At 75.4% G+C, this 18800-nt stretch carries 17 protein-coding genes and 1 pseudogene; 11 read left to right on the forward strand and 7 right to left on the reverse strand.

Translation table 11 applies throughout. The features are described from left to right. Window positions 1–8: 8 nt before the first annotated feature. Together ACFIF2_RS11270 and ACFIF2_RS11275 are read right to left on the reverse strand one after the other, a co-directional pair. Window positions 9–3002, reverse strand: coding sequence for an AAA family ATPase (locus ACFIF2_RS11270; protein WP_395572423.1), 2994 nt, complete (start codon window positions 3000–3002; stop codon window positions 9–11). Then, entirely contained in the window at window positions 2999–4162 is a 1164-nt protein-coding gene (locus tag ACFIF2_RS11275) for an exonuclease SbcCD subunit D (RefSeq protein ID WP_395572424.1), read from the reverse strand. Before ACFIF2_RS11275 ends, ACFIF2_RS11270 begins: the two co-directional genes overlap by 4 nt. Window positions 4163–4417: 255 nt before the next feature. Between ACFIF2_RS11275 and ACFIF2_RS11280 the strand changes: the two genes are divergently transcribed. The 8 genes from ACFIF2_RS11280 to ACFIF2_RS11315 all read left to right on the forward strand — a co-directional run bounded on the left by ACFIF2_RS11280 (window position 4418) and on the right by ACFIF2_RS11315 (window position 13687). Continuing rightward, on the forward strand, window positions 4418–4816 hold the full coding sequence (locus ACFIF2_RS11280) for a hypothetical protein (RefSeq protein ID WP_395572425.1): 399 nt from the start codon (window positions 4418–4420) through the stop codon (window positions 4814–4816). A 129-nt stretch (window positions 4817–4945) separates the two neighbouring features. Beyond that, window positions 4946–7297, forward strand: a complete 2352-nt coding sequence (locus ACFIF2_RS11285; protein WP_395572426.1) for a hypothetical protein — start codon at window positions 4946–4948, stop codon at window positions 7295–7297. A gap of 55 nt (window positions 7298–7352) precedes the next feature. Beyond that, entirely contained in the window at window positions 7353–8870 is a 1518-nt protein-coding gene (locus ACFIF2_RS11290; protein WP_395572427.1) for a hypothetical protein, read from the forward strand. Next, complete coding sequence (locus ACFIF2_RS11295; RefSeq protein WP_395572428.1) at window positions 8867–10129, forward strand: serine/threonine protein phosphatase; 1263 nt, start codon at window positions 8867–8869, stop codon at window positions 10127–10129. Before ACFIF2_RS11290 ends, ACFIF2_RS11295 begins: the two co-directional genes overlap by 4 nt. After that, window positions 10126–11340, forward strand: coding sequence for a lipopolysaccharide kinase InaA family protein (locus ACFIF2_RS11300; protein WP_395572429.1), 1215 nt, complete (start codon window positions 10126–10128; stop codon window positions 11338–11340). Before ACFIF2_RS11295 ends, ACFIF2_RS11300 begins: the two co-directional genes overlap by 4 nt. 43 nt (window positions 11341–11383) lie before the next feature. Next, window positions 11384–12088 carry a vWA domain-containing protein gene (locus tag ACFIF2_RS11305; RefSeq protein WP_395572430.1) on the forward strand — a complete coding sequence of 235 codons (705 nt, stop codon included), beginning with the start codon at window positions 11384–11386 and terminating at the stop codon, window positions 12086–12088. Continuing rightward, window positions 12085–12513, forward strand: coding sequence for a hypothetical protein (locus ACFIF2_RS11310; RefSeq protein ID WP_395572431.1), 429 nt, complete (start codon window positions 12085–12087; stop codon window positions 12511–12513). Before ACFIF2_RS11305 ends, ACFIF2_RS11310 begins: the two co-directional genes overlap by 4 nt. Before the next feature lie 49 nt (window positions 12514–12562). Continuing rightward, window positions 12563–13687, forward strand: a complete 1125-nt coding sequence (locus ACFIF2_RS11315; RefSeq protein WP_395572432.1) for a hypothetical protein — start codon at window positions 12563–12565, stop codon at window positions 13685–13687. A gap of 21 nt (window positions 13688–13708) precedes the next feature. Here the strand turns inward: ACFIF2_RS11315 and ACFIF2_RS11320 are convergent, their stop codons facing one another. Together ACFIF2_RS11320 and ACFIF2_RS11325 are read right to left on the reverse strand one after the other, a co-directional pair. Continuing rightward, window positions 13709–14335 (reverse strand): YigZ family protein, encoded by a 627-nt coding sequence (locus tag ACFIF2_RS11320; protein ID WP_395572433.1) that lies wholly within the window; start codon window positions 14333–14335, stop codon window positions 13709–13711. Window positions 14336–14388: 53 nt separating this feature from the next. Then, window positions 14389–15102, reverse strand: coding sequence for a hypothetical protein (locus ACFIF2_RS11325; protein ID WP_395572434.1), 714 nt, complete (start codon window positions 15100–15102; stop codon window positions 14389–14391). 160 nt (window positions 15103–15262) lie between these two features. Between ACFIF2_RS11325 and ACFIF2_RS11330 the strand changes: the two genes are divergently transcribed. Continuing rightward, the gene (locus ACFIF2_RS11330; RefSeq protein ID WP_395572435.1) at window positions 15263–15670 is read left to right on the forward strand and encodes a CoA-binding protein; all 408 of its coding nucleotides are present in this window, start codon (window positions 15263–15265) and stop codon (window positions 15668–15670) included. A gap of 97 nt (window positions 15671–15767) precedes the next feature. After that, a pseudogene (locus ACFIF2_RS11335) lies at window positions 15768–15893 on the forward strand (4-hydroxybenzoate 3-monooxygenase); the annotation flags it as partial. A gap of 90 nt (window positions 15894–15983) precedes the next feature. On the opposite strand, the gene ACFIF2_RS11340 reads toward ACFIF2_RS11335, so the two are convergent. The 3 genes from ACFIF2_RS11340 to ACFIF2_RS11350 form a co-directional block, all read right to left on the reverse strand. After that, on the reverse strand, window positions 15984–16541 hold the full coding sequence (locus tag ACFIF2_RS11340) for a YbaK/EbsC family protein (RefSeq protein WP_395572436.1): 558 nt from the start codon (window positions 16539–16541) through the stop codon (window positions 15984–15986). Window positions 16542–16584: 43 nt separating this feature from the next. After that, window positions 16585–17157, reverse strand: a complete 573-nt coding sequence (locus ACFIF2_RS11345) for a helix-turn-helix domain-containing protein (protein ID WP_395572437.1) — start codon at window positions 17155–17157, stop codon at window positions 16585–16587. 133 nt (window positions 17158–17290) lie between these two features. Continuing rightward, entirely contained in the window at window positions 17291–18100 is an 810-nt protein-coding gene (locus ACFIF2_RS11350) for an acyltransferase (protein ID WP_395572438.1), read from the reverse strand. Between the two features lie 107 nt (window positions 18101–18207). On the opposite strand from ACFIF2_RS11350, the gene ACFIF2_RS11355 reads away from it, so the two are divergent. Then, entirely contained in the window at window positions 18208–18750 is a 543-nt protein-coding gene (locus tag ACFIF2_RS11355) for a gamma carbonic anhydrase family protein (RefSeq protein WP_395572439.1), read from the forward strand. Window positions 18751–18800: the final 50 nt, after the last annotated feature.

The raw sequence follows: 18800 nt of genomic DNA on the forward strand, positions 1-18800 counted from the left end.
GGCAACGCTCAGCCGGCGCCCCGCTGCCGCAGTACCGACCCCGTCCGCCCCTTGACGACCTCCAGTTGGGCGTGGATCCGCCGCCGCAGGTCGGGGACATGGCTGACGATGCCGACGCTGCGGTCCCTCTCGCGCAGGGAGTCGAGGACGTCGAGCACTTCGTCGAGGGTCTGGTCGTCGAGGCTGCCGAAGCCCTCGTCGATGAAGAGGGTGTCCAGGCGGACACCGCCGGCCTCGTCCGTGACGACGTCGGCGAGACCGAGCGCGAGGGCCAGCGAGGCGAAGAACGTCTCGCCTCCGGACAGCGTGGCCGTGTCCCGCTCCCGGCCGGTCCAGGCGTCGACGACGTGCAGGCCGAGGCCGCTGCGTCCGCGCCCGGTCCGGTCGTCGGAGTGGACGAGGGTGTAGCGGCCCGACGACATGCGCCGCAGCCGCGCGGTCGCGGCGGCGGCGACCTGTTCCAGGCGGGCCGCCAGCACGTACGACTCCAGGCGCATCCGGCGTTCGTTGTCGGCGGAGGTGCCCGCGGCGAGGGTGGCGAGGCGGGCGACGCGGTCGTGCTCCTCACGCACCGGGGCCAGCCGGCGCACGGAGGTGGTGGCGCGCGCGGACAGCCCGTCCAGCTCGGCGCAGCGCCGGGCGGCGGCGTCGCGTGCCGAGGATGCCTCACGCAGCCGCCGGCCCGCGTCGGCGGCCGTGCGTTCCGCCGCGGCGAGGTCGGCGGGCGGGCGCCGGGCCGCGTCGGCGGTGTCGGCCTCGGCGAGCACCGCGCGGACGGCGGCCTCCTCCGTCTCCCAGGCGTCGAGCCGTCGTTGCAGGTCCCGGTGGGCGTCGTCGTCGAGCAGCGCGGCGGCGGCCTCCCGCGGGGTGTCGAAGCCGGCGCGGAAGGCGGCGTCGGCGAGTCGGGCGTCGGCGTCCTTGAGCCGCTGGGCGGTGTCCTCGGCGAGCCGCGCGGTCTCGGCCGCCTCCGTCAGCAGCGCCGCCCGGCGTTCCAGTTGCCGGGCCCGCGCCGTCACGGTGTCGGCGGTGCCGCGCGCACGGGTCAGCTCCTCCTCCAGCGCGGCCCGTTCGCTCTCCAGCCGCTCACGGCCGGCGACCCGGGAGGCGGCCCGGACGGCGGCCTGCTGCCGGGCGGCGACGCGCTGCTCGCGTTCCTGCTCCGCCAGGCGCAGCCGCTCCTGCGCGGCGTGCAGTGCGGAGGCGTCCGCCCGGGCCCGCGCGTACCGCCGCTCCAGTTCCTCGGCCTCCTCGGCCAGCCGGGCGGTGGGGGCGTCCCCCGCCTCCGCCGTGGCGGCGGCCAGCGTCTCCCGTACGGCGCCCAGGCGTCGTTCGGCCGCGGCGCGCCGCTCGTCGGCGTCCTGGTAGGCGGCGAGGGCGCGTTCCTCCGCCTCGCGGTCGACGTGCCCGGCGACCTTGCGGGCGGGGGCGGGATGCTCGGTCGCGCCGCACACCGCGCAGGGTTCGCCGTCGGTGAGGTGGGCGGCGAGTTCGGCGGCGATGCCGCTCAGCCGCTGCTCCTTGAGGTCGAGCCAGTGGGTGCGGGCCCCGGCGGCGTGCTCGGCCGCGTCGAGGGCGTGCCGCCGGGCCTCTTCCACGTCCACGGCGGACCGGTCCCGCTGCCGGGCCGCGGCCAGCCGCCGCCGCGCCGGGTCCCGCTGTACGGCGAGCTGCTCGGCGCGGGTCGCGGCCTCCTGCGCGGTCTCGACGCCGGCCCGCAGTGCGGTGCGGGTCGTCTCCCAGTCGGCGAGCCAGGTCTCCGCCTCGTGCAGGACGTCCTCGTCGGCGTGTTCCTGGCGGTCCAGGCGCGCGCGCTCCTCGACCAGCTCGGCCAGGCGCCGTTCGGCCCGGCGGGCCGACTCCAGGCCGCCCAGTTCCTCGGCGGCGCGGCGCGCGGCGGCGGCGAGTGAGGCGGCCCCGGCGTCCGCGAGGGTCTGGGGCAGCGCGGCACGCGCGTGTGCCTCGGCGGTCGTCGCCCGCCGGTGGTCGGTGTCGGCGGCGTCCCGCAACTCCAGTGCGGGGGTGACCGCTTCGGCCTTGCGGGCCCGCTCCATGCGCTCCTGTGCCGCGCGGTGGGCGTCGGCCCGCTCCGCCAGCCGCGCGGCACGCTCCCGCGCCTCGGCGTACCGCCGCTGCAACCGGTCCCGTTCCCGTACGTCGGCCAGGGCGCGCTCGGCGGCTGCCTGGGCGGACTCGGCGGCCGTGAGCCGGCAGTCGGCGACGGCCAGCAGCTCCCGGGCGGTGGAGCGGGCGACGGCGGCGGCGGTGAGGACGGCCTCGGCCAGGCCCGGCTCGCCCGGTGCCAGTTCCGGCAGGTCCATGGTGTCGCCGGCGGCCTGCTGCATCCGGTGGGCGTCGGCCAGCAGCGCGGCGTCCCCCTCGCGTACCCGCGCCTCGGTGGCGCGGCGCCGCTCGGTGAGGCGTTTCTCGACCTCGGCGAAGCGCCGGGTGTCGAAGAGCCGCCCGAGGAGCTTGCCGCGCGCCTCGGCGTCGGCGCGCAGGAAACGTGCGAAGTCTCCCTGGGGCAGCAGCACGACCTGGCAGAACTGCTCGCGGCTCATGCCGAGGAGCTGCGTGATCTCCTCGCCGATCTCCTGGTGGGAGCGGCTGAGGTCCTTCCAGGTCCCGGCGCCCGCGTCGTACTCGCGCAGCCAGGTCTGGGCCTTGTCGACGGTGGTCCCCCTGCCCCGCAGCTTCGGCCGCTCCCAGGGCGGCTGCCGGGTGACCTCCAGCCGCCGTCCGGCCACGGTGAGGTCGAGGCGCACCTCGGTGCGCGTGCCGGCGGCGGCGTGGTCGCTGCGCAGGGTCATGCCCTGGCCGCTCTGCCGGGCGCCCGGGACCGAGCCGTACAGCGCGTAGCACACGGCGTCCAGGACGGAGGTCTTGCCGGCGCCGGTCGGTCCGTGCAGCAGGAAGAGCCCGGCGGCGGACAGGTCGTCGAAGTCGACGCTCTGCGCTGCGCCGAAGGGACCGAAGGCGGTGATGTCCAGCCGGTGCAGCCTCACCGGGCCACCTCCTGGACGGCCTCGTCCGCGCGCACGGCGTCGAAGGCGTCCCGCAGCACGGTCTGCTCGCGGTCGTCGGGGCCGGCGCCGCGCACGTGCCGCACGAAGTCCTCGGCGATCTGCTGGTCGCTGCGGCCTGCCAGACGCCGGGCGTAGGACACGGCCGGGTCGTCCGGGGCCCGCTCGGGGTCGAAGACGAGGCTCAGGGTGTGCGGGAAGCGCTCGGCGAGCCGGGCCATGGGGTCGGCCGGGCGGACCGGGTCGGTGAGGGTCGCCTCGACCCACGCCTCCTCGTGCCGGGTCAGCTCCGGGTCGGCGAGCAGTTCCTCCAGGGTGCCGCGCAGCCGGGCGAGCGGGCGGGGCACCGGGCAGTCGACGCGCTCGGCGGTGACCGAGCCGTCGGCGTCCAGGTCGACGAGCCACACGCTCTTGCGGTGCGCGGCCTCGGAGAAGGAGTAGGGCAGCGGCGAGCCGGAGTAGCGGACGCGCTCGGTGAGGGTCTGGCAGCCGTGCAGGTGCCCGAGCGCCACGTAGTCGACGCCGTCGAAGACACCGGAGGGGACGGCGGCGACCCCGCCGACGGTGATGTCCCGCTCGCTGTCGCTCTGCTCGCCGCCGGTGACGAAGGCGTGCGCGAGGACGACGGATCGGGTGCCCCGCGCGCGCGTGGCGAGGTCGGCGCGGACCCGGTCCATCGCGGCGGCGAGCACGGCCTCGTGGCCGGCCTTGTCGATCCCGAACTCGGCCCTCACGAGCGCCGGTTCGAGATAGGGCAGCCCGTAGAAGGCCACCTCCCCGTGCGCGTCCTCCAGCACCACGGGGGTCCCGCATCCCGCCGGGTCGGTGCGCAGGTGGATGCCGGCCCGGTCGATGAGCCCGGCGCCCACCCCGAGGCGCCGGGCGGAGTCGTGGTTCCCGGAGATCATCACCGTGGGCACGCCGAGGGCGGCGAGGCGGTGCAGGGCGTCGTCGAACAGCTCGACGGCGGCGAGCGGGGGCACCGCCCGGTCGTACACGTCTCCCGACACGACCACGGCGTCGACACCGCGCTCGCGCACGGTCTCGACGAGGTGACCGATGAATCCGGCCTGGGCACCGAGCATGTTCACCCGGTGGAACGCCCGGCCGAGATGCCAGTCGGAAGTGTGCAGCAGTCGCATGATCCCCGAGACTAACGGCAGGGTCCGACAGCCCGGGTGGTTACTCCCGTAATCAGCCGTTCCGCCGCCCGCTTTGCGCCGTTAGACCCTTTTCGCGCGTATCGCGACGCGGATCTGGATCACGACCGGACGTGTGACCAGCCGGGACTTGCACAGGTTGAGCGAATTTCAGTCATTGCGAAAAGAAGCACTGCGCAGCGTCCGCCTCCCCTCCTAGATTGGCTCTCTGTTTCAGCTGAAGCACGGGGGACGAAGATGGATCCGGTGACGGCCGTCGCGGCGGCAGGTGTGGCACTCGTGGCCAAGGGAGCGCTGGAGTCGGCGGGCCAGGAGGCCGGCCGCTCGGGCTGGAGCGGCGGCGCACGGCTCGTCGAGCGGATCCGGGCACGGTTCCGCGGCGACGCGGACGCCGAGAGTGCCCTGGACCAGGTGGCGCGGACGCCCGACGACGAGGACGCCCAGCAGCGGCTGGAACGGCGGCTCGCCGCTCACATGCTGCTCGACTCGGGGTTCGAGACCGAGATCCGGCGGCTGGTCGACGAGGCCGTCGCCGCGCAGGGCCGCGACGGGGCGCAGATCAGCGCGGCGCTGATCAAGAACGCCCAGGTGTTCAACGGCAAGGTCGAGGTGCAAGGGGACTGGACCACGTCCTAGGACCGGCTCGGTCTCGCGGGGCCGGCGTCGGCTCCTGTGCCGTACGGCCGCCCCGTTCCCGCCCGGGTTCCCGCGTGCCCGCCGGTACGTGCCCGCATCCCGCCATCGACGTGAAGGCCGAAGAGCACCATGAGTGAGGACACCTCCGCCGGGGAGACGGCCCGGGAGGTCCCGGGCGGCCGGGACACGCCCGGACGCGGAGAGGCTCCCCGGCGCGTGCCGGACGCCCGGCGCGAGCCGGACGACGAGAAGGAGTCGCCGGAGGGCGGCCGGAAGGGCGACGAGGCGGCCGGCGCCGAACCGCGCGTCGACGCCGAGCAGCACGACGGGCCGGTCAGCGAGCAGGACGCGCTGCGCTCCCTCGTCGACGGCAGCGGACGCGACGACGCCGGACGCCACGAGGCGCTGCGCGCCGGGGCCATCGCCGACGAGATCGCCCGGAGACTGAACGCCGACGCCTCCGGCACCCGCATCGGCACCCTCGCGCTGTTCAACGACAGCGTCAGCTTCGGCGGCGGCTTCCACACCGCGGGCACCCGAACCGGCGCGAGCGGACCGGCCGGAGCACCGGCGTCGCCCCTGGACCCGGCCGAACTCACCGACCACACCGACCTCTTCCTGCCACCCGAGGGATACGAGGAGGCCGTGGACGCGCTGCGCGAGCGGCGGGTGCTGGTGCTGACCGGCCCGCCCGGCAGCGGACGCGAGGCGACCGCCGTGAACCTCCTCGCCGAGGCCCACGTCATGGAGGACGGCGGTGCGGGAGGCTGCCAGCGGCTGCTGACGCCGTCGGCCGTGCTGCGGGCGGGCTGGGAACCACCGGTGAAGGACGCGGGCTACCTCGCGGTCCTCGACGACGGGCCGGACGGACTGCGCGACTTCACCGCCGCCTTCGGCACCTCGGGCGGCGCGGGTCAGTGGGCGGCGGTGGTCGCCGCGCTGCGCTCCGCCGGCTGCCTCCTGGTGCTCACCGGCGGACACGACCTGGAGGTGCTGGCGGCCGGCCCCGGCGGCGACCAGGTGGCCCGGCACCCCGTCGCTCCCGTCGACCCCCTGGCGCTCGTCGAACGGCGGGTCCTCGGTCACGGCGGCGCCCCGGACGCCCGCGCCGAACTGCACGCCCTGCTGGAGCGCACCGGCGCGGTGACGGCCCTGCGCGAGCAGCCCGCGGCACGCAACGCCGCCCGGCTGGCCTCCGTGATCCGCGCGGACGGCGACGTGAGCGCGGCGGTGGCCCGGCTGCGCGACCCCAGTGAGCAGGTGCGCGCCTGGTTCCACCGCTACCGCGCACCGGAGGCGGTCGCCTTCGCGCTGGCCGCGGCCGTCCTGGAGGAGTGCGGTTACCTCACGGTCGCGGACGCCGCCGTGCACCTGCGCGCGGCCCTGACCGAGCCCGAGACCGCCCCGCCCGATCTGCGGTTCGCCGACCGGCTCGGACACGAACAGCAGTGGATCCGACTCGACCTGCCCGAGGAGAGCCGGCTCGCGGCCGGTCCCCCACGGGTCCGCTTCCGCAACGCGCTGCTGGCCCAGACCATCCTCGCCTACGCCTGGAACGCGCTCGACGGGCGCCGCGACGCCGTCCTCCAGTGGCTGCGCCGACTGCTGGACCACACCGATCTGGAGGTGCGCGCCCGGGCCGCCGTCGCGGCCGGCGTCCTGGCCCTCGCCGACCCGCACTACGCCGTGCACCGCTTCCTGACCACCTGGGCGGGCAGCAAGTCCTGGCCGCTGCGCCAGGCCGCCGCCACCGCGCTGGGCGTGGCGGGCAGCCGGCCGGAGACCGCCGAGGCGGTGTGGGAGCTGCTGCACCGCTGGGCGCGGGGTGACGCCTCCGCCTACCAGCGGCGCCTGGCCGGCACGGCGGCCAACGCCGTGGGCGGGTTGCTGGGCCGCACGGCGCCCGAGCGGGCCGTGGTCGTACTGCGCGACGCGCTGGACCGGGAGGACGACTGGGGCACCCTGCCCTCGGTGGCGTGGGGCGGGGTCCATCTCGTCCACCAGGGGCAGACGGGGGCCCTGCTGGACGCCTATCTGGAGTGGTCGGAGCCGCAGGACCTGTCGCCCATGGTCGTCAAGTCACTGTCCGCGTTCGTGTTCGCGGTGTCGCTGCCCTACGAGGAACCGGTCCTCGACGCGGCCGGGCCCGACGCCGACCGCACCCGGGTGCCCGGCGTCCCCGTCCTGCTGACCGAACTGCCCCGGCACCGCGAGCGGCTCGCGGAGCTGTGGGCGCGCGCCCTGGCCCGCAAGCCGGTGCAGGACGCCGCGTTGGACGCCCTGCGCGACTGGATCGACGACTACGCCGACGCCTGCCCCGGCGCCCTGGACGCCATCGGCGGACTCCTGGCCTCCGTCGCCCGCCGGCCCGGACGGCACCGGGAGCGGCTGACGTGGTGGCTGGAGAAGTGGGCCGGTGCCCGCGAGAACCCGTCGGCCAACGCCGCCCGCCTGCTGCGCACGCTCGACCGCTCCCGGTGAACCGCCGCACGCGCACCGACAGACCCACCACAGCACCGCACAGAGAGGGGGAGACATGGAGGAGCAGACCTACGATCCGATCCTGGGCTGCGAGGACCTGCCCAAGTGGCGGCTGATCAACCCGCTGCGGCCGCCGGCTCCCGGCCGGGCCCTGGTCCTCGTCCGGGACAGCGGCCCGTCGCTGACGATCCGCAGCGGGGAGGAGATCCCCTCGTCGCGGTTCGGGACGTACAGCACCGTGTTCACGGTCGACATGACCGAGCACCGGCTCGTCCTGGACATCCCGCTGCTCAGCCGGGACCCCACGTTCTCCTTCCGCAGCCGGGTGGACCTCGTGTGCCGGGTCGCCGGCCCGGCCGAGGTGGTCGCGCGCGGCATCCGCGACATGAGCGGCGCCCTGTACGGCTATCTGCGCAAGGCGCTGCGCACGGTGGCCCGGGACTACGACATCGCCGAGTTCCACGAGGCGGAGATGGCGCTGAACGCCTCCCTGGCCGGATTCGGCGGCGACGACGCGGTGCGGCTGCGCAACATCCAGATCGAACTCCTCGTCGACGAGGACGAGATCGCGACCGCCGGACGGGAGTACCGCGACGTCGTGCGCGAGACCCGGCTGGACGGCATGCGTCGCCGGCGGCATCTGGACATGATCCGTGAGGAGGGTGTCGACGGCCTGATCGCCGAGATCATGGAGAAGGAGGGGGCGCGCGCCGCCCTCGCCTGGATCGAGAAGGGCGAGGCGGAGAAGCGGGAGGTCCGGCGCGAGGTCATGCGCATGGTCCTGGAACGCGGCGACGCCGGCCGCGAGCCGTTCGAGCAGGCGGAACTGGAACGTGCCGTCCTCGACGAGGTCCTGCGGGACGGCGACGGCCTGTTCGAGACCGCGACCCGGCGCGGGCGGCTGCGGGGCAGTCTCGCCCGTGCCCTGGAGCCCGGCCCCGGCGAGAGCGCCGGCGAGGACCCGGCCGGGCGCGACCGGGAGCACGGGCCGCTCAGGGGCGAGGTGGTCCGCGACCGCTACGACAGCGACCACGACCGCGGTGGCTACCGCCCCGAGGATCCTTACGACCGCGGTGGCTCCCGCCCCGAGGGCAGGGGCACGGGGACCGCTCGCACCCGCCTGACCGGCACGGCCGGCCGGCCGCCCGGGAGTGCCGCCCGCGGGGCCGCGCCGCCGGAGGACGAGCCGCTGCCGGACGCGTTCGGCGGACCGTCGGACGACCGCTCGCGGGACAGGTCGTGGGACCCGCGGGACAGGCCGTGGGACCGGTCGCGGGACCGTCGTGGAGACGGCGGCGCCGAGGACCGCACCGGAGCCGGCCGCACCGACGGTGTCCATGGGGACGGCGGCCCCGGGGACGGCGGCCCTGGGTACGGCGGCCGTGCGGACGGCGGCCGCCCGGACCCGGGCCGCCCGGACCCCGGCGGTGTCGACCGTGGCCGTGCGGATCCCGGCCGCGGCGACGCCCCCGCCCCCCGGCGCAGCCGCGTCCGTGGGACCGCCAAGCGCCCCCGCCCCGGCGGGTCCGGCACCGGCACGGACAGCGGCACGCACAAGGGAGAGCCACGATGACCGACCCCGAGCGCCCGGTCCCGACGGGCGCGCCCTCCAGGTACCCGGCGCCCCAGCCGCCGCTGCGGGCGGTCCCCTCCCCCGGGCCCCTCGCCCCGGCGTCCGCGGACCCCGGACGTGCCGCGCCGCCGGAGCCCCCCGGGCCCGGGCCGGAGGGCGGGCCGGGAACCCGGCAGGTGCCCCAGCGGATCTGGTGCGAGGACGACGACCGGACAGGGCTGCTGGCCATGTCCGTGTGGACCGAGCGGGTACCGGGCCGCGGCGAGGACGCGGAGCCGTTCATCGCCCACCACCGGTCCAGCCACCAAGGGCTGCTGGCGGTCTTCGACGGATCCGGCGGCTCCGGGGCGGCACCGGCGTGGCAGGCCCCCGACGGGGACTCCCGCACCGGCGCCTGGGTCGGCTCCCGGGTGGCGCGGCTGGCCACGGACGTCTGGTTCCGCGCCGTGGCCGAGGACACCGAGACGACCGCGCCGGAGCGGCTGTGCGAGTACCTCCAGTACTTCCTGGACCACGCTCCCCAGCGCCGCAGCAAGATCAGCGGCACCATGCGCCGTCTGCTGCCCACGACCCTCGCGGCGCTGCACTACCGCCTGACGCGCGCCCGTGACGTACCGGAACTGGAACTGCGGCCGCTGTGGGCGGGCGACTCGCGCGCGTACGTGCTCACTCCCGCGGCCGGACTGCAGGTCCTCACCCGCGACCACACCCGGGAGGCCGACGCCCTGGAACTGCTGCGGACCGATCCGCCGATGACCAACCTGGTCTGCGCGGACCGGGAGTTCACGGTGGACAGCCGCCGGCTGACCTATCCGCTGCCCTGTGTTCTGGTGGCCGCGACCGACGGGTTCTTCGGTTACGTGCACACCCCGGCGGACTTCGAGTCGCTGCTGCTGCGCACCATGCGCGAGGCGCACACCGGTGACGAGTGGGCCGACCGGGTACGCCGGGAGGTGCAGGGCTACACCGCGGACGACGCCTCGCTCGCCGTCGTGGCGCTCGGCTACCACGGCTTCGAGGACCTGCGGGCACGGTTCGCGCACCGCCTGGAGGAGGTCACCGACCGGTATGTACGCGGCCGGCCGCAGGGCCTGGACGGCCCGTCCGGCGCGTCGGGAGGGACCGGGACCGGACCGGCCGCGCCCGAGGACCCCGCCGAGCTGCCGGCGAGGGTCCGTGCCTGGCAGGACAGCACCTGGCACACCTACCGCCCCGGCTACGAGACCCACCTGCCCCCGGCACCCGAGGAGCGCGCATGAAGCAGGGCGATGTCATCGGGGGCTACCGCATCACCAGCGAGCCCACGAACGCCAACGGCGGCAAGTGCATATGGGCGTTCGCCGAGAAGGACGGCCACCAGTACTTCGTCAAGCGGTTCCTGGAGCCCAAGCGGCCCCGGGACGACGCGGCCGACTCGCCGAGCGTGCGGATCCGCCGGCAGGTGGCCCGCGAGTTCGAGGACCGGCACCGCACGATCATGAAGCGGCTGCGCCCGGACGCGCGCGGCGGCGGCAACCTGGTGCTGGCCACCGACTTCTTCCACGAGGGCAGCACCTACTACAAGGTCACCGAGCGGATCGACACCTCCAGCCTGGAGAAGCCGCAGACGCTGGAGCCCCGGCAGAAGATGGTGCTGCTCAAGACGCTCGGCATGAGCCTCAAGCAACTGCACGACATCGACGTCGTGCACGGCGACCTCAAGCCGCTCAACGTGCTGGTGCAGAAGCGGGACGGCGCCGCCTTCCACACGGCGAAGCTGATCGACTTCGACGACTCCTACGTCTCCGGAAGCCCGCCGGAGCCGGACGACATCGCGGGCGACTCGGTGTACGGGGCGCCGGAGTGGCGCCGCTACATGCGGCGCGAGGAGTCGGTGGGACCGGAGCACCTGACCTGCGCGGCGGACGTCTTCGCCCTCGGCCTGATGACCCACCTGTACCTCACGGGTGAACTGCCGCACCACGACGGGCGGTACGGCTCCCCCGCCGACGCCGTCAACGCGGGTGAGCACCTGGACCTGGACGCCCGGTTGTCGGACGCGATGCTGGGGCTGCTGCGCGCCATGACGGCCCGAGCCCCGGGCGCCCGCCCCCGGATGGCGGCGTTCCTGAAGGCGCTCGCCGACCCGAAGGTGTGCGCCCTCCAGCCGCGGCGCCCGGGCACCAGCGGGCCGAGGAAGCCGGCGGTCCCCGGTACGGGACCCGAGCCGGGTGCCGTGAAGCCCGCCGGGCCCGGGCCGCGCACCAGCCGTATCAAGGCCAACCTGACGCCCCGTCCGCGCACCCCGGGCCCGGCGGGCGCGTCCCGGCCGGCGCCGGCCGAGGAAGGGTCCACCGCGCCGCCCACCACCCCGGAGCCGTCACCGGCCCCGGCCCCGCCCCCGTCGGCCGAAGCACCCGCGGCACGCCCCTCCCGCGTCCGCATCAACCTCGGTCACCGGCGCCCCCGCTCCGACCCTCGTGACCGCTGACCGCCCGGCGACCGAACCGCCCGAACGACCAGGAGAACTCCGTATGAGCAACGTCGAGCAGTACCAGGGGAATCTGCAGTACGCCGTCGACATCGTGCTGTGCGTCGACGCGACGGGCAGCATGTTCCCCGTCCTCGACAACGTGAAGTCGAGCGCCCTGCAGTTCCACGACCGGCTGAACGACGTGATGGGCAAGAAGGGCAAGGCGATCAGCCAGTTGCGGCTGAAGGTGATCGCCTTCCGGGACTTCGGCGAGGACGCCTCGGACGCCATCCAGCAGACCGGCTTCCTGCGGCTGCCCGAACAGGCCCGCGACTTCGAGGAGTTCGTCCGCTCCATCGACGCCTCCGGGGGCGGCGACATTCCCGAGTCCGGTCTGGAGGCGCTCGCGCTGGCCATCAACGCGCCGTGGGAGACGGGGCTGGACCGCCGCCGCCACGTCATCGTGATGTTCACCGACGCCCCGGCCCACCCGCTGGGCACGCACGCCTCCGTACCGTCGTATCCGGCTGAGATCCCGCGCAGCCTGGACGACCTGTTCGAGCAGTGGGGATACGCCCGCAGCCAGACGGCGGTCATGGAGCAGTCCGCGAAGCGGCTGGTGCTGTTCGCCCCCGAGCAGGCCCCCTGGTCCGATCCGATCGCCGAGGAGTGGGACCTCACCCTGCACTTCGCCTCCAAGGCGGGTGAGGGCCTGGAGGAGTTCGAGATGGACGAGATCATCGAGACGATCGCGAACAGCCTGTGAGGCTCGACTGGCCGGACTTCCGGCTGGAGTGCGACGGGGTCACGGGGCGGCTGTACCTCCGCTGGGGCCGGTTCTGCGACTTCGCTACGCACGTGCGCCGCTGCGCCCACGTCAGGCTGGTCCCGCGGGGCTCGGACGGCTGGTGCCAGTGGATCTTCCAGTTCGCCGTCGGGGAGGGTCCGACCCCCGGGCTCGTCGTGGTCCGGGTGGACGTGGCACCGGACCGGGTGCGCGAGGCGGAGGAGTACACCGACCTGCTGCGCCGCCGCTTCGGCGTGCCCGACCTCCCCGAGGAGGGCCCCGAGGAGGATCCGCTGGAGCGGGTGCCGCAGGACGCGCCGGAGTGGGTCACCGCACCCGCGGGGCCGGCCACGGAGGAACTGTTCCGGACCGTGCTGACCCGCGTCGCCGGAGACGCCGGCTGACGGTCCGGAACCGGCCGGACGGGACGAGTGGAGAGGGAGGGCGCGGCGGGTGGCGGGATCGGCCAACTGGCGTTGCGCGGACTGCGACACGTACAACGGCCCCGCGGACGCGTTCTGCGCGGCCTGCGGCGGCACCCGGCGCGAAGCGGCGCCTGCCAAGACGCCGCCGGCCGCCGGGACCGCCGGGAAGGGCGCCGCGAAGCCGACGCCGAAACCGGCCGCGAAGGCGGCGGGCTCCGGCGGGGGCGCCGCCCGGCCCGCCGCCAAACGCCCGGGGGGCGGGGGCCGCCCGCCCGCGGACTGGCGGTGCGCCAAGTGCGACACGAACAACGCGCGCACGGACCTGTCCTGCATCGTGTGCGGCACCGGCTGGCGGTCGACGGCGAAGAAGACCGCGCGGAAGCCGTCGCCGTCCGCGAAGGAGCCGCCCGGGAAGAAGGCGGCACCCGGCAGGACACCGCCCAAGAAGCCCTCGCCCGGACGATCGGCGCCGACCGCCCCGACCGGCCGCACCGCGCCCCGTACGGCGTCCGCCTCGTCGCGTCCTCGGCCCGGGTCCCCGTCGGGCACCGCCCGGCCGCGGAGCGAGGAAGGGGTGTTCTTCCCGTCCTCCGGCACGGGCTATCGCCCGCACCCGCCCCCCGCGCGCACACCGGCCGCCGCACCGCCCCGCCCGGCACCGGTCCGCGCCCCGGGCCCCAGGCCGCGCGCCACCCCGCCCCGGCCCGCGAAGCAGGGCGGGTGCGGGAGCGGCTGCCTCGCGTTCGTCGCGATCCTGTTCGTGCTCGGCCTGCTGAGCCGCGGCTGCGAGGGCCTCTTCGACCAGGGCGACGACTCGTCCGGCCCGGACGTCACCCGTACGTCCGCCACCTGCCCGGCCCGGATCGCGGCGGAGCTTCCCGGCGGCGGGGACGCGGAACTGGTCAAGGCGTTCCGTACGTCGAACAAGCAGATCACCCTGTGCCGCACCGCGTCCGGGACCCTGTACTACTACGGCGAGTTCAGCGACGGACGTGAACCCGGCATCGCCATGGAGGCCGAGAGGACGAGCACCGGTTTCGAGGCCCGCAACGGCGTGTACCGGTACGAGATCCACGACGGCGTCGTGACCATCTACGAGTCGGGCACCCGCATCGGCGAGGAGACCGTCGTCCCGGAGCCGTCGCCGACCTGACGCCCGCGGCCGCCCGCCGGGTCAGGCGTCCCCGTACGCCTCGCCGCCGAGTTCGAACCCGGCCGACCCGGCGGTGGCGTCCGCGAGCCAGGACCGGAAGGCGTCCACGTCGGCCTCCGGGAGGCCGATCTCCAGGGTGACGGCCTCGGCGTACCGCACGTCGCGCACCGCGTGCCCCGCCGTGCGCAGGTCGTTCTGCAGCTTGCCGGCCCGCTGGTGGTCCACGGTCACCGTGGCCAGGCGGAACCGGCGGCGGGTGAGGGTGCCGAGGTCGTCCAGGGCCTCGCCGACCGCGCCGCCGTAGGCGCGGATGAGTCCGCCCGCGCCGAGCTTGACGCCGCCGTAGTAGCGGGTGACCACGGCGACGACGTACCGCATGTCGCGGCGCAGCAGCATCTGGAGCATCGGGACGCCGGCGGTGCCGCCGGGCTCGCCGTCGTCGCTGGCCTTCTGGACGGCGGCGTCGGCGCCGATGACGTACGCCCAGCAGTTGTGGGTGGCGTCCGCGTGCTCCTTGCGTACGGCCGCGATGAACTCCTGGGCCTCCTGCTCGGTGGCCGCCGGGGCGAGGGCGCACAGGAAGCGGGAGCGGTTGATCTCGGTCTCGTGCACACCCGCGCGGGCGACCGTGCGGTACTCGTCCTGCATCCGGCCAGCCTATGCGCTACCGCCGCGCACCCCTCGGCGCGGTCGGCGCGGGCTCAGTCCGGGGCTCCGACGTCCCGGGCGAGGTGGAGGCCGAGGAAGCGGTCGGCGTAGGCGTAGGTCTCGAACCGGGCGCCGTCCGGGAGGCCCGGGTCGGTCTCCACGCCGTGCAGGACGCCCAGCACCCCGGGGGCGTCCAGGTCGGCCTCCCAGGCGGCCCGCAGCCCGTCGCGCACGTCGCCGGGGACGGGGCGGGACGGCTGCCGCGCCCAGCGGGCGACCGCCCGGCGCCAGCGTGCGAGCGTGTCCCGGGCGTCGCCCAGCGCGGCCGGGTCGAGCCGCACGCGCGCGTGGTGGTGCCGCGTGAGCAGGGCCAGGCGCAGGGCGTCGGGGTCGGCGAGGTCCGGTGCGGCCGGGTCCGCGGGGGCGACGGCGACCGTCGTCCCGTCCGCGGCGGCGCCGCCCTCGCGCACCACGCGCACCGCCTGTCCCGCGCCCGGTCCGGAGCCGACGGCGGCGTCCTCGAAGGGCCGGATGCCGAGGACCGCCGCCTGCGCGCGCAGCCGGGTCCGGTCCTCCGCCCCGGTCAGCAGCGCCCACGCGGGCGTGCCGTCGAGCTCCAGGGCGCGGATGAGCAGGTCGGCGACGAGCAGCACGCGCAGCCCGGTCGTGTCGTGGCCCGGCGCGTGCGCCTCGACACGGGTCGGGCCCCGCCGGGCGGGGGCGGCGGGGGCGGGCTCTCCGGTCCGGGCGTCGATGATGCGCAGCACGAGGGTGAGCGTAGGCGGGCCGGTGGCGTGGCGCACCGGGAACACGCGCCCGGCTCTCCCGGGCCCGCACCACCGTGCGGGGAATCCCGGCGCGCCGTCGTCCGTTGTCCCCGGCACGGGACGCGGCACGCGCGTCGCGCGGAGAGCTGGGAGGCCGCTGGTGTACGGCGACGAGGCAACCGTCCGGAAGATTCTCACCGAGCTGGGCGACACCTGGGCCGTGGTGGGCCTGTCGTCGAACCGGCAGCGCGCGGCGTACGGCGTCGCCGAGGTGCTGAAGCGATTCGGCAAGCGGGTCGTGCCCGTGCACCCCAAGGCCGAGACGGTGCACGGCGAGCGGGGTTACGCCTCGCTGGCGGACATCCCCTTCGACGTGGACGTCGTCGACGTCTTCGTCAACAGCGAGCTGGCCGGGCCGGTCGCCGACGAGGCGGTCGCCAAGGGCGCCGCCGCCGTGTGGTTCCAGCTCGGCGTGATCGACGAGGCCGCGTACGAGCGGACCCGGGCGGCGGGTCTGGAGATGGTGATGGACCGCTGCCCGGCGATCGAGATCCCCCGGCTCGGCTGACCGCCGGCGTCCTGCCGCCCGTCCCCCCTTCCGGCCGCCCCCTCGGCGGCCGGGACGAGGCCGTCGGCACCGTTCCCGCGGGCCGGGCCCGCCGCCGGCGGAGGTGTACCACGGCACGGCGTCGGGCGACCCGTACCGGGCGGGCGCCGCGCGGGCCCGGCTGCGCCGCCTGTTCACCTCACCGGTCGCGGCGGCGGCCTTCGCCGAGCAGTACCTCGGTACCCGTACCACCGGTCGAGAACCCGCGCTCACCACCGGTCGAGGGCCGCCCGCAGCACCGGTTCCGATGGCTCAGGGCCACCCGCGCCGGCGGTCAGGCGACGCCCAGCCCGTCCAGGACCACGGCGCCCGGCAGTTCCGCGAAGGCCTTGCCCGGGACCAGCAGTTTGCCGCGCCTGCGTCCGCTGCCGACGAGGACGTACGGCAGGTCGACGACGGCCGAGTCGACCAGCACGGGCCAGCCGGCGGGCAGGCCGACCGGGGTGATGCCGCCGTACTCCATGCCGGTCTCGCCGGTCGCCGTGTCCATGGCGGCGAACGAGGCCTTGCGCGCCCCGAGGTGACGGCGTACGACGCCGTTGACGTCGACCCGGGTGGTGGACAGGACCACGCAGGCGGCGAGCGTCGTCTCCCCGCCCCGCTTGCCGGTGACCACCACGCAGTTGGCGGACCGTTCGAGCAGCTCCCGGCCGTAGTGCTCGACGAAGGTGGCGGTGTCGGCCCACTCCGGGTCGGTGTCGACGTACACGATCTGGTCGGCGGGGACGCCGCCGCGCCAGTGGCGTACGGCGTCGGCGACCGGACGGGTCAGCCGGTCGACGCATTCCGGGGCGGGCGTGGCGCTGTCGAAGTCTCCGAGGGGTGCGTGCATGGCGGCACGCTAACAACGCCGGACGGCGTGGTGAACGGCCGTCTCAACGGACGGGCGGCACCGAGACGGCCATGATCATCTCCATGGGTGCGTCGCCCTCGTTGCCGTACGTGTGCGGGGTGTCGGACTCGAAGGAGGCGCTGGCACCCGCCGGGACGCGATGGGCCACCCCGTCGACCGTCAGCGTCAGCTCCCCGGCCGTGACGTGCACCATCTCGACGGTGCCGGTGGGGTGCGGGTCGGACGGGCTGTTCTCCCCCGGCATCAGCCGCCACTCCCACATCTCGAGCGGTCCCGGCGCCTCCACACCGGCGAGCAGCCGGCTGAAACTGCCGGCGTCGGTGTGCCACAGCCGCACCGACTGCTCGGCGGGGACGACGCGGACCGTGGGGCCCTGCTCCCAGTCGAGCAGGGTGGTGATGCTGACGCCGAGGGCGTCGCCGATCTTCACCACCGTGCCGAGGCTGGGATTGGTGCGGGCCTGCTCGATCTGGATGAGCATGCCGCGGCTGACACCGGCCCGGGCCGCGAGGGCGTCCAGCGTGAAGCCGCGCTCGGCGCGCCAGCGCTTGACGTTGCGTGCCAGGGACTGGGTCAGCAGGTCGAGGTCCGCCACGTTCCGTCCATCCGCGTCGTTCGTTGCTCAGGATGACGCGCCACAGCCCGTCGCACCACCGTCGACTGCACCCGACCGTCCACCGAACTGTACTGCGGGCCGCCGACGGCGACGGAGGGCGGCGTCCGGACGCTCAGCTCTCGGCGGCGGGCTCCGCCAGCCTGTCCGGCGCCCCGTCGCCCGTTCGGCCGTCCAGCTCGGCGAGCCGGGCCACCGCCTCGTCGTCCAGCCGTGACAGGGCCCGCAGCTGTCCCGGCGTCACCCCGTCGGGGATCGGCACCGGTGCCGGGGTGCGCAGCGGCGGCTGCCAGCCCTCGTCGGGGGTCCAGCGCCGTACGACGCGGGCGGGTGCGCCCGCCACCACGGAGTGGTCGGGGACGGCGCCCCGGACCACGGCACCGGCGGCGACGACGACGTTCCGCCCGACCCGGGCGCCGGGCAGGATCACCGCGCCGGTGCCGATCCAGCAGCCGGAGCCGATCTCCACCGGGTCCATGCGGGGCCACTGCTTGCCGATGGGCTGGTGCGGGTCGTCGTAGGAGTGGTTGGTGGAGGTGACGTAGACGTACGGGCCGAAGTAGCAGTCGCTGCCGATGGAGACCGCGGTGTCCGCGATGACGTGGCTGCCGCGGCCGAGGACGACGCCGTCGCCGATGCGCAGGATCGGCTCGGGGCCGAGGTCCAGGTCGGGCATGAGTCCGGCGGTCAGGGTGACCTGCTCGCCGATGATGCAGTGAGCGCCGACGTGGATCCAGGGCTCGCCGAAGACGGTCCCGAGCGGGAAGGCCAGCCGGGTGCCCGTGCCCAGCGCGCCGAAGCGGAAGCGCCCCGGGTACGCGGCGGTGACGGAGCCGGTGCGCTGCGCCCAGGCCCAGCCCGCGTGGACGGCCCGCTGCGCGAGCCGGCTCCGCCAGGACGAGAACGTGTTCTTGCGGTGGGGCACGCGCTCACGGTAGTGCGCGCGGGGTGCGGCCATGACGCCCCGGGCCTGTGATCTTCACCCCACCGGGTGGCGTACGGTGCCGTACATCACCCGAGCAGGAGGCGAAGATGACGCAGAAGGCGCTGATCACGGGCATCGGCGGCAAGGAGCCCACGGTGGACGCGGGGGCCTTCGTGGCGCCGACCGCCTCCGTCGTCGGGAACGTGACGCTGCACGCGGGAGCGAGCGTCTGGTACGGCGCGGTGCTGCGCGGTGACGTCGAGCGGATCTCGGTCGGCGCGAGCAGCAACGTCCAGGACAACTGCACGCTCCACGCGGACCCGGGCTTCCCCGTCAGCGTCGGCGAGCGGGTCTCCATCGGGCACAACGCCGTGGTGCACGGCGCGACCGTCGAGGACGACTGCCTGATCGGCATGGGCGCCACGGTCCTCAACGGCGCGGTGATCGGCGCCGGTTCCCTGGTCGCGGCCCAGGCACTGGTCCCGCAGGGGATGCGGGTGCCGCCGGGCTCGCTGGTGGCGGGGGTGCCGGCCAAGGTGAGGCGGGAGCTGACCGAGGAGGAGCGCCAGGGCGTCACCCTGAACGGGACGATGTACGCGGAGCTGGCGAAGGCGCACCACGAGGTCCACGAGGCCGCGGCGGGAGCGTGAGGCGGCCGGCGAGGGGCCGTGACGTTCGGTCGGCGGCCGGTGCAGGTTCC

The organism is Streptomyces sp. BK79 (assembly GCF_044142145.1).
Lineage (GTDB): Bacteria > Actinomycetota > Actinomycetes > Streptomycetales > Streptomycetaceae > Streptomyces.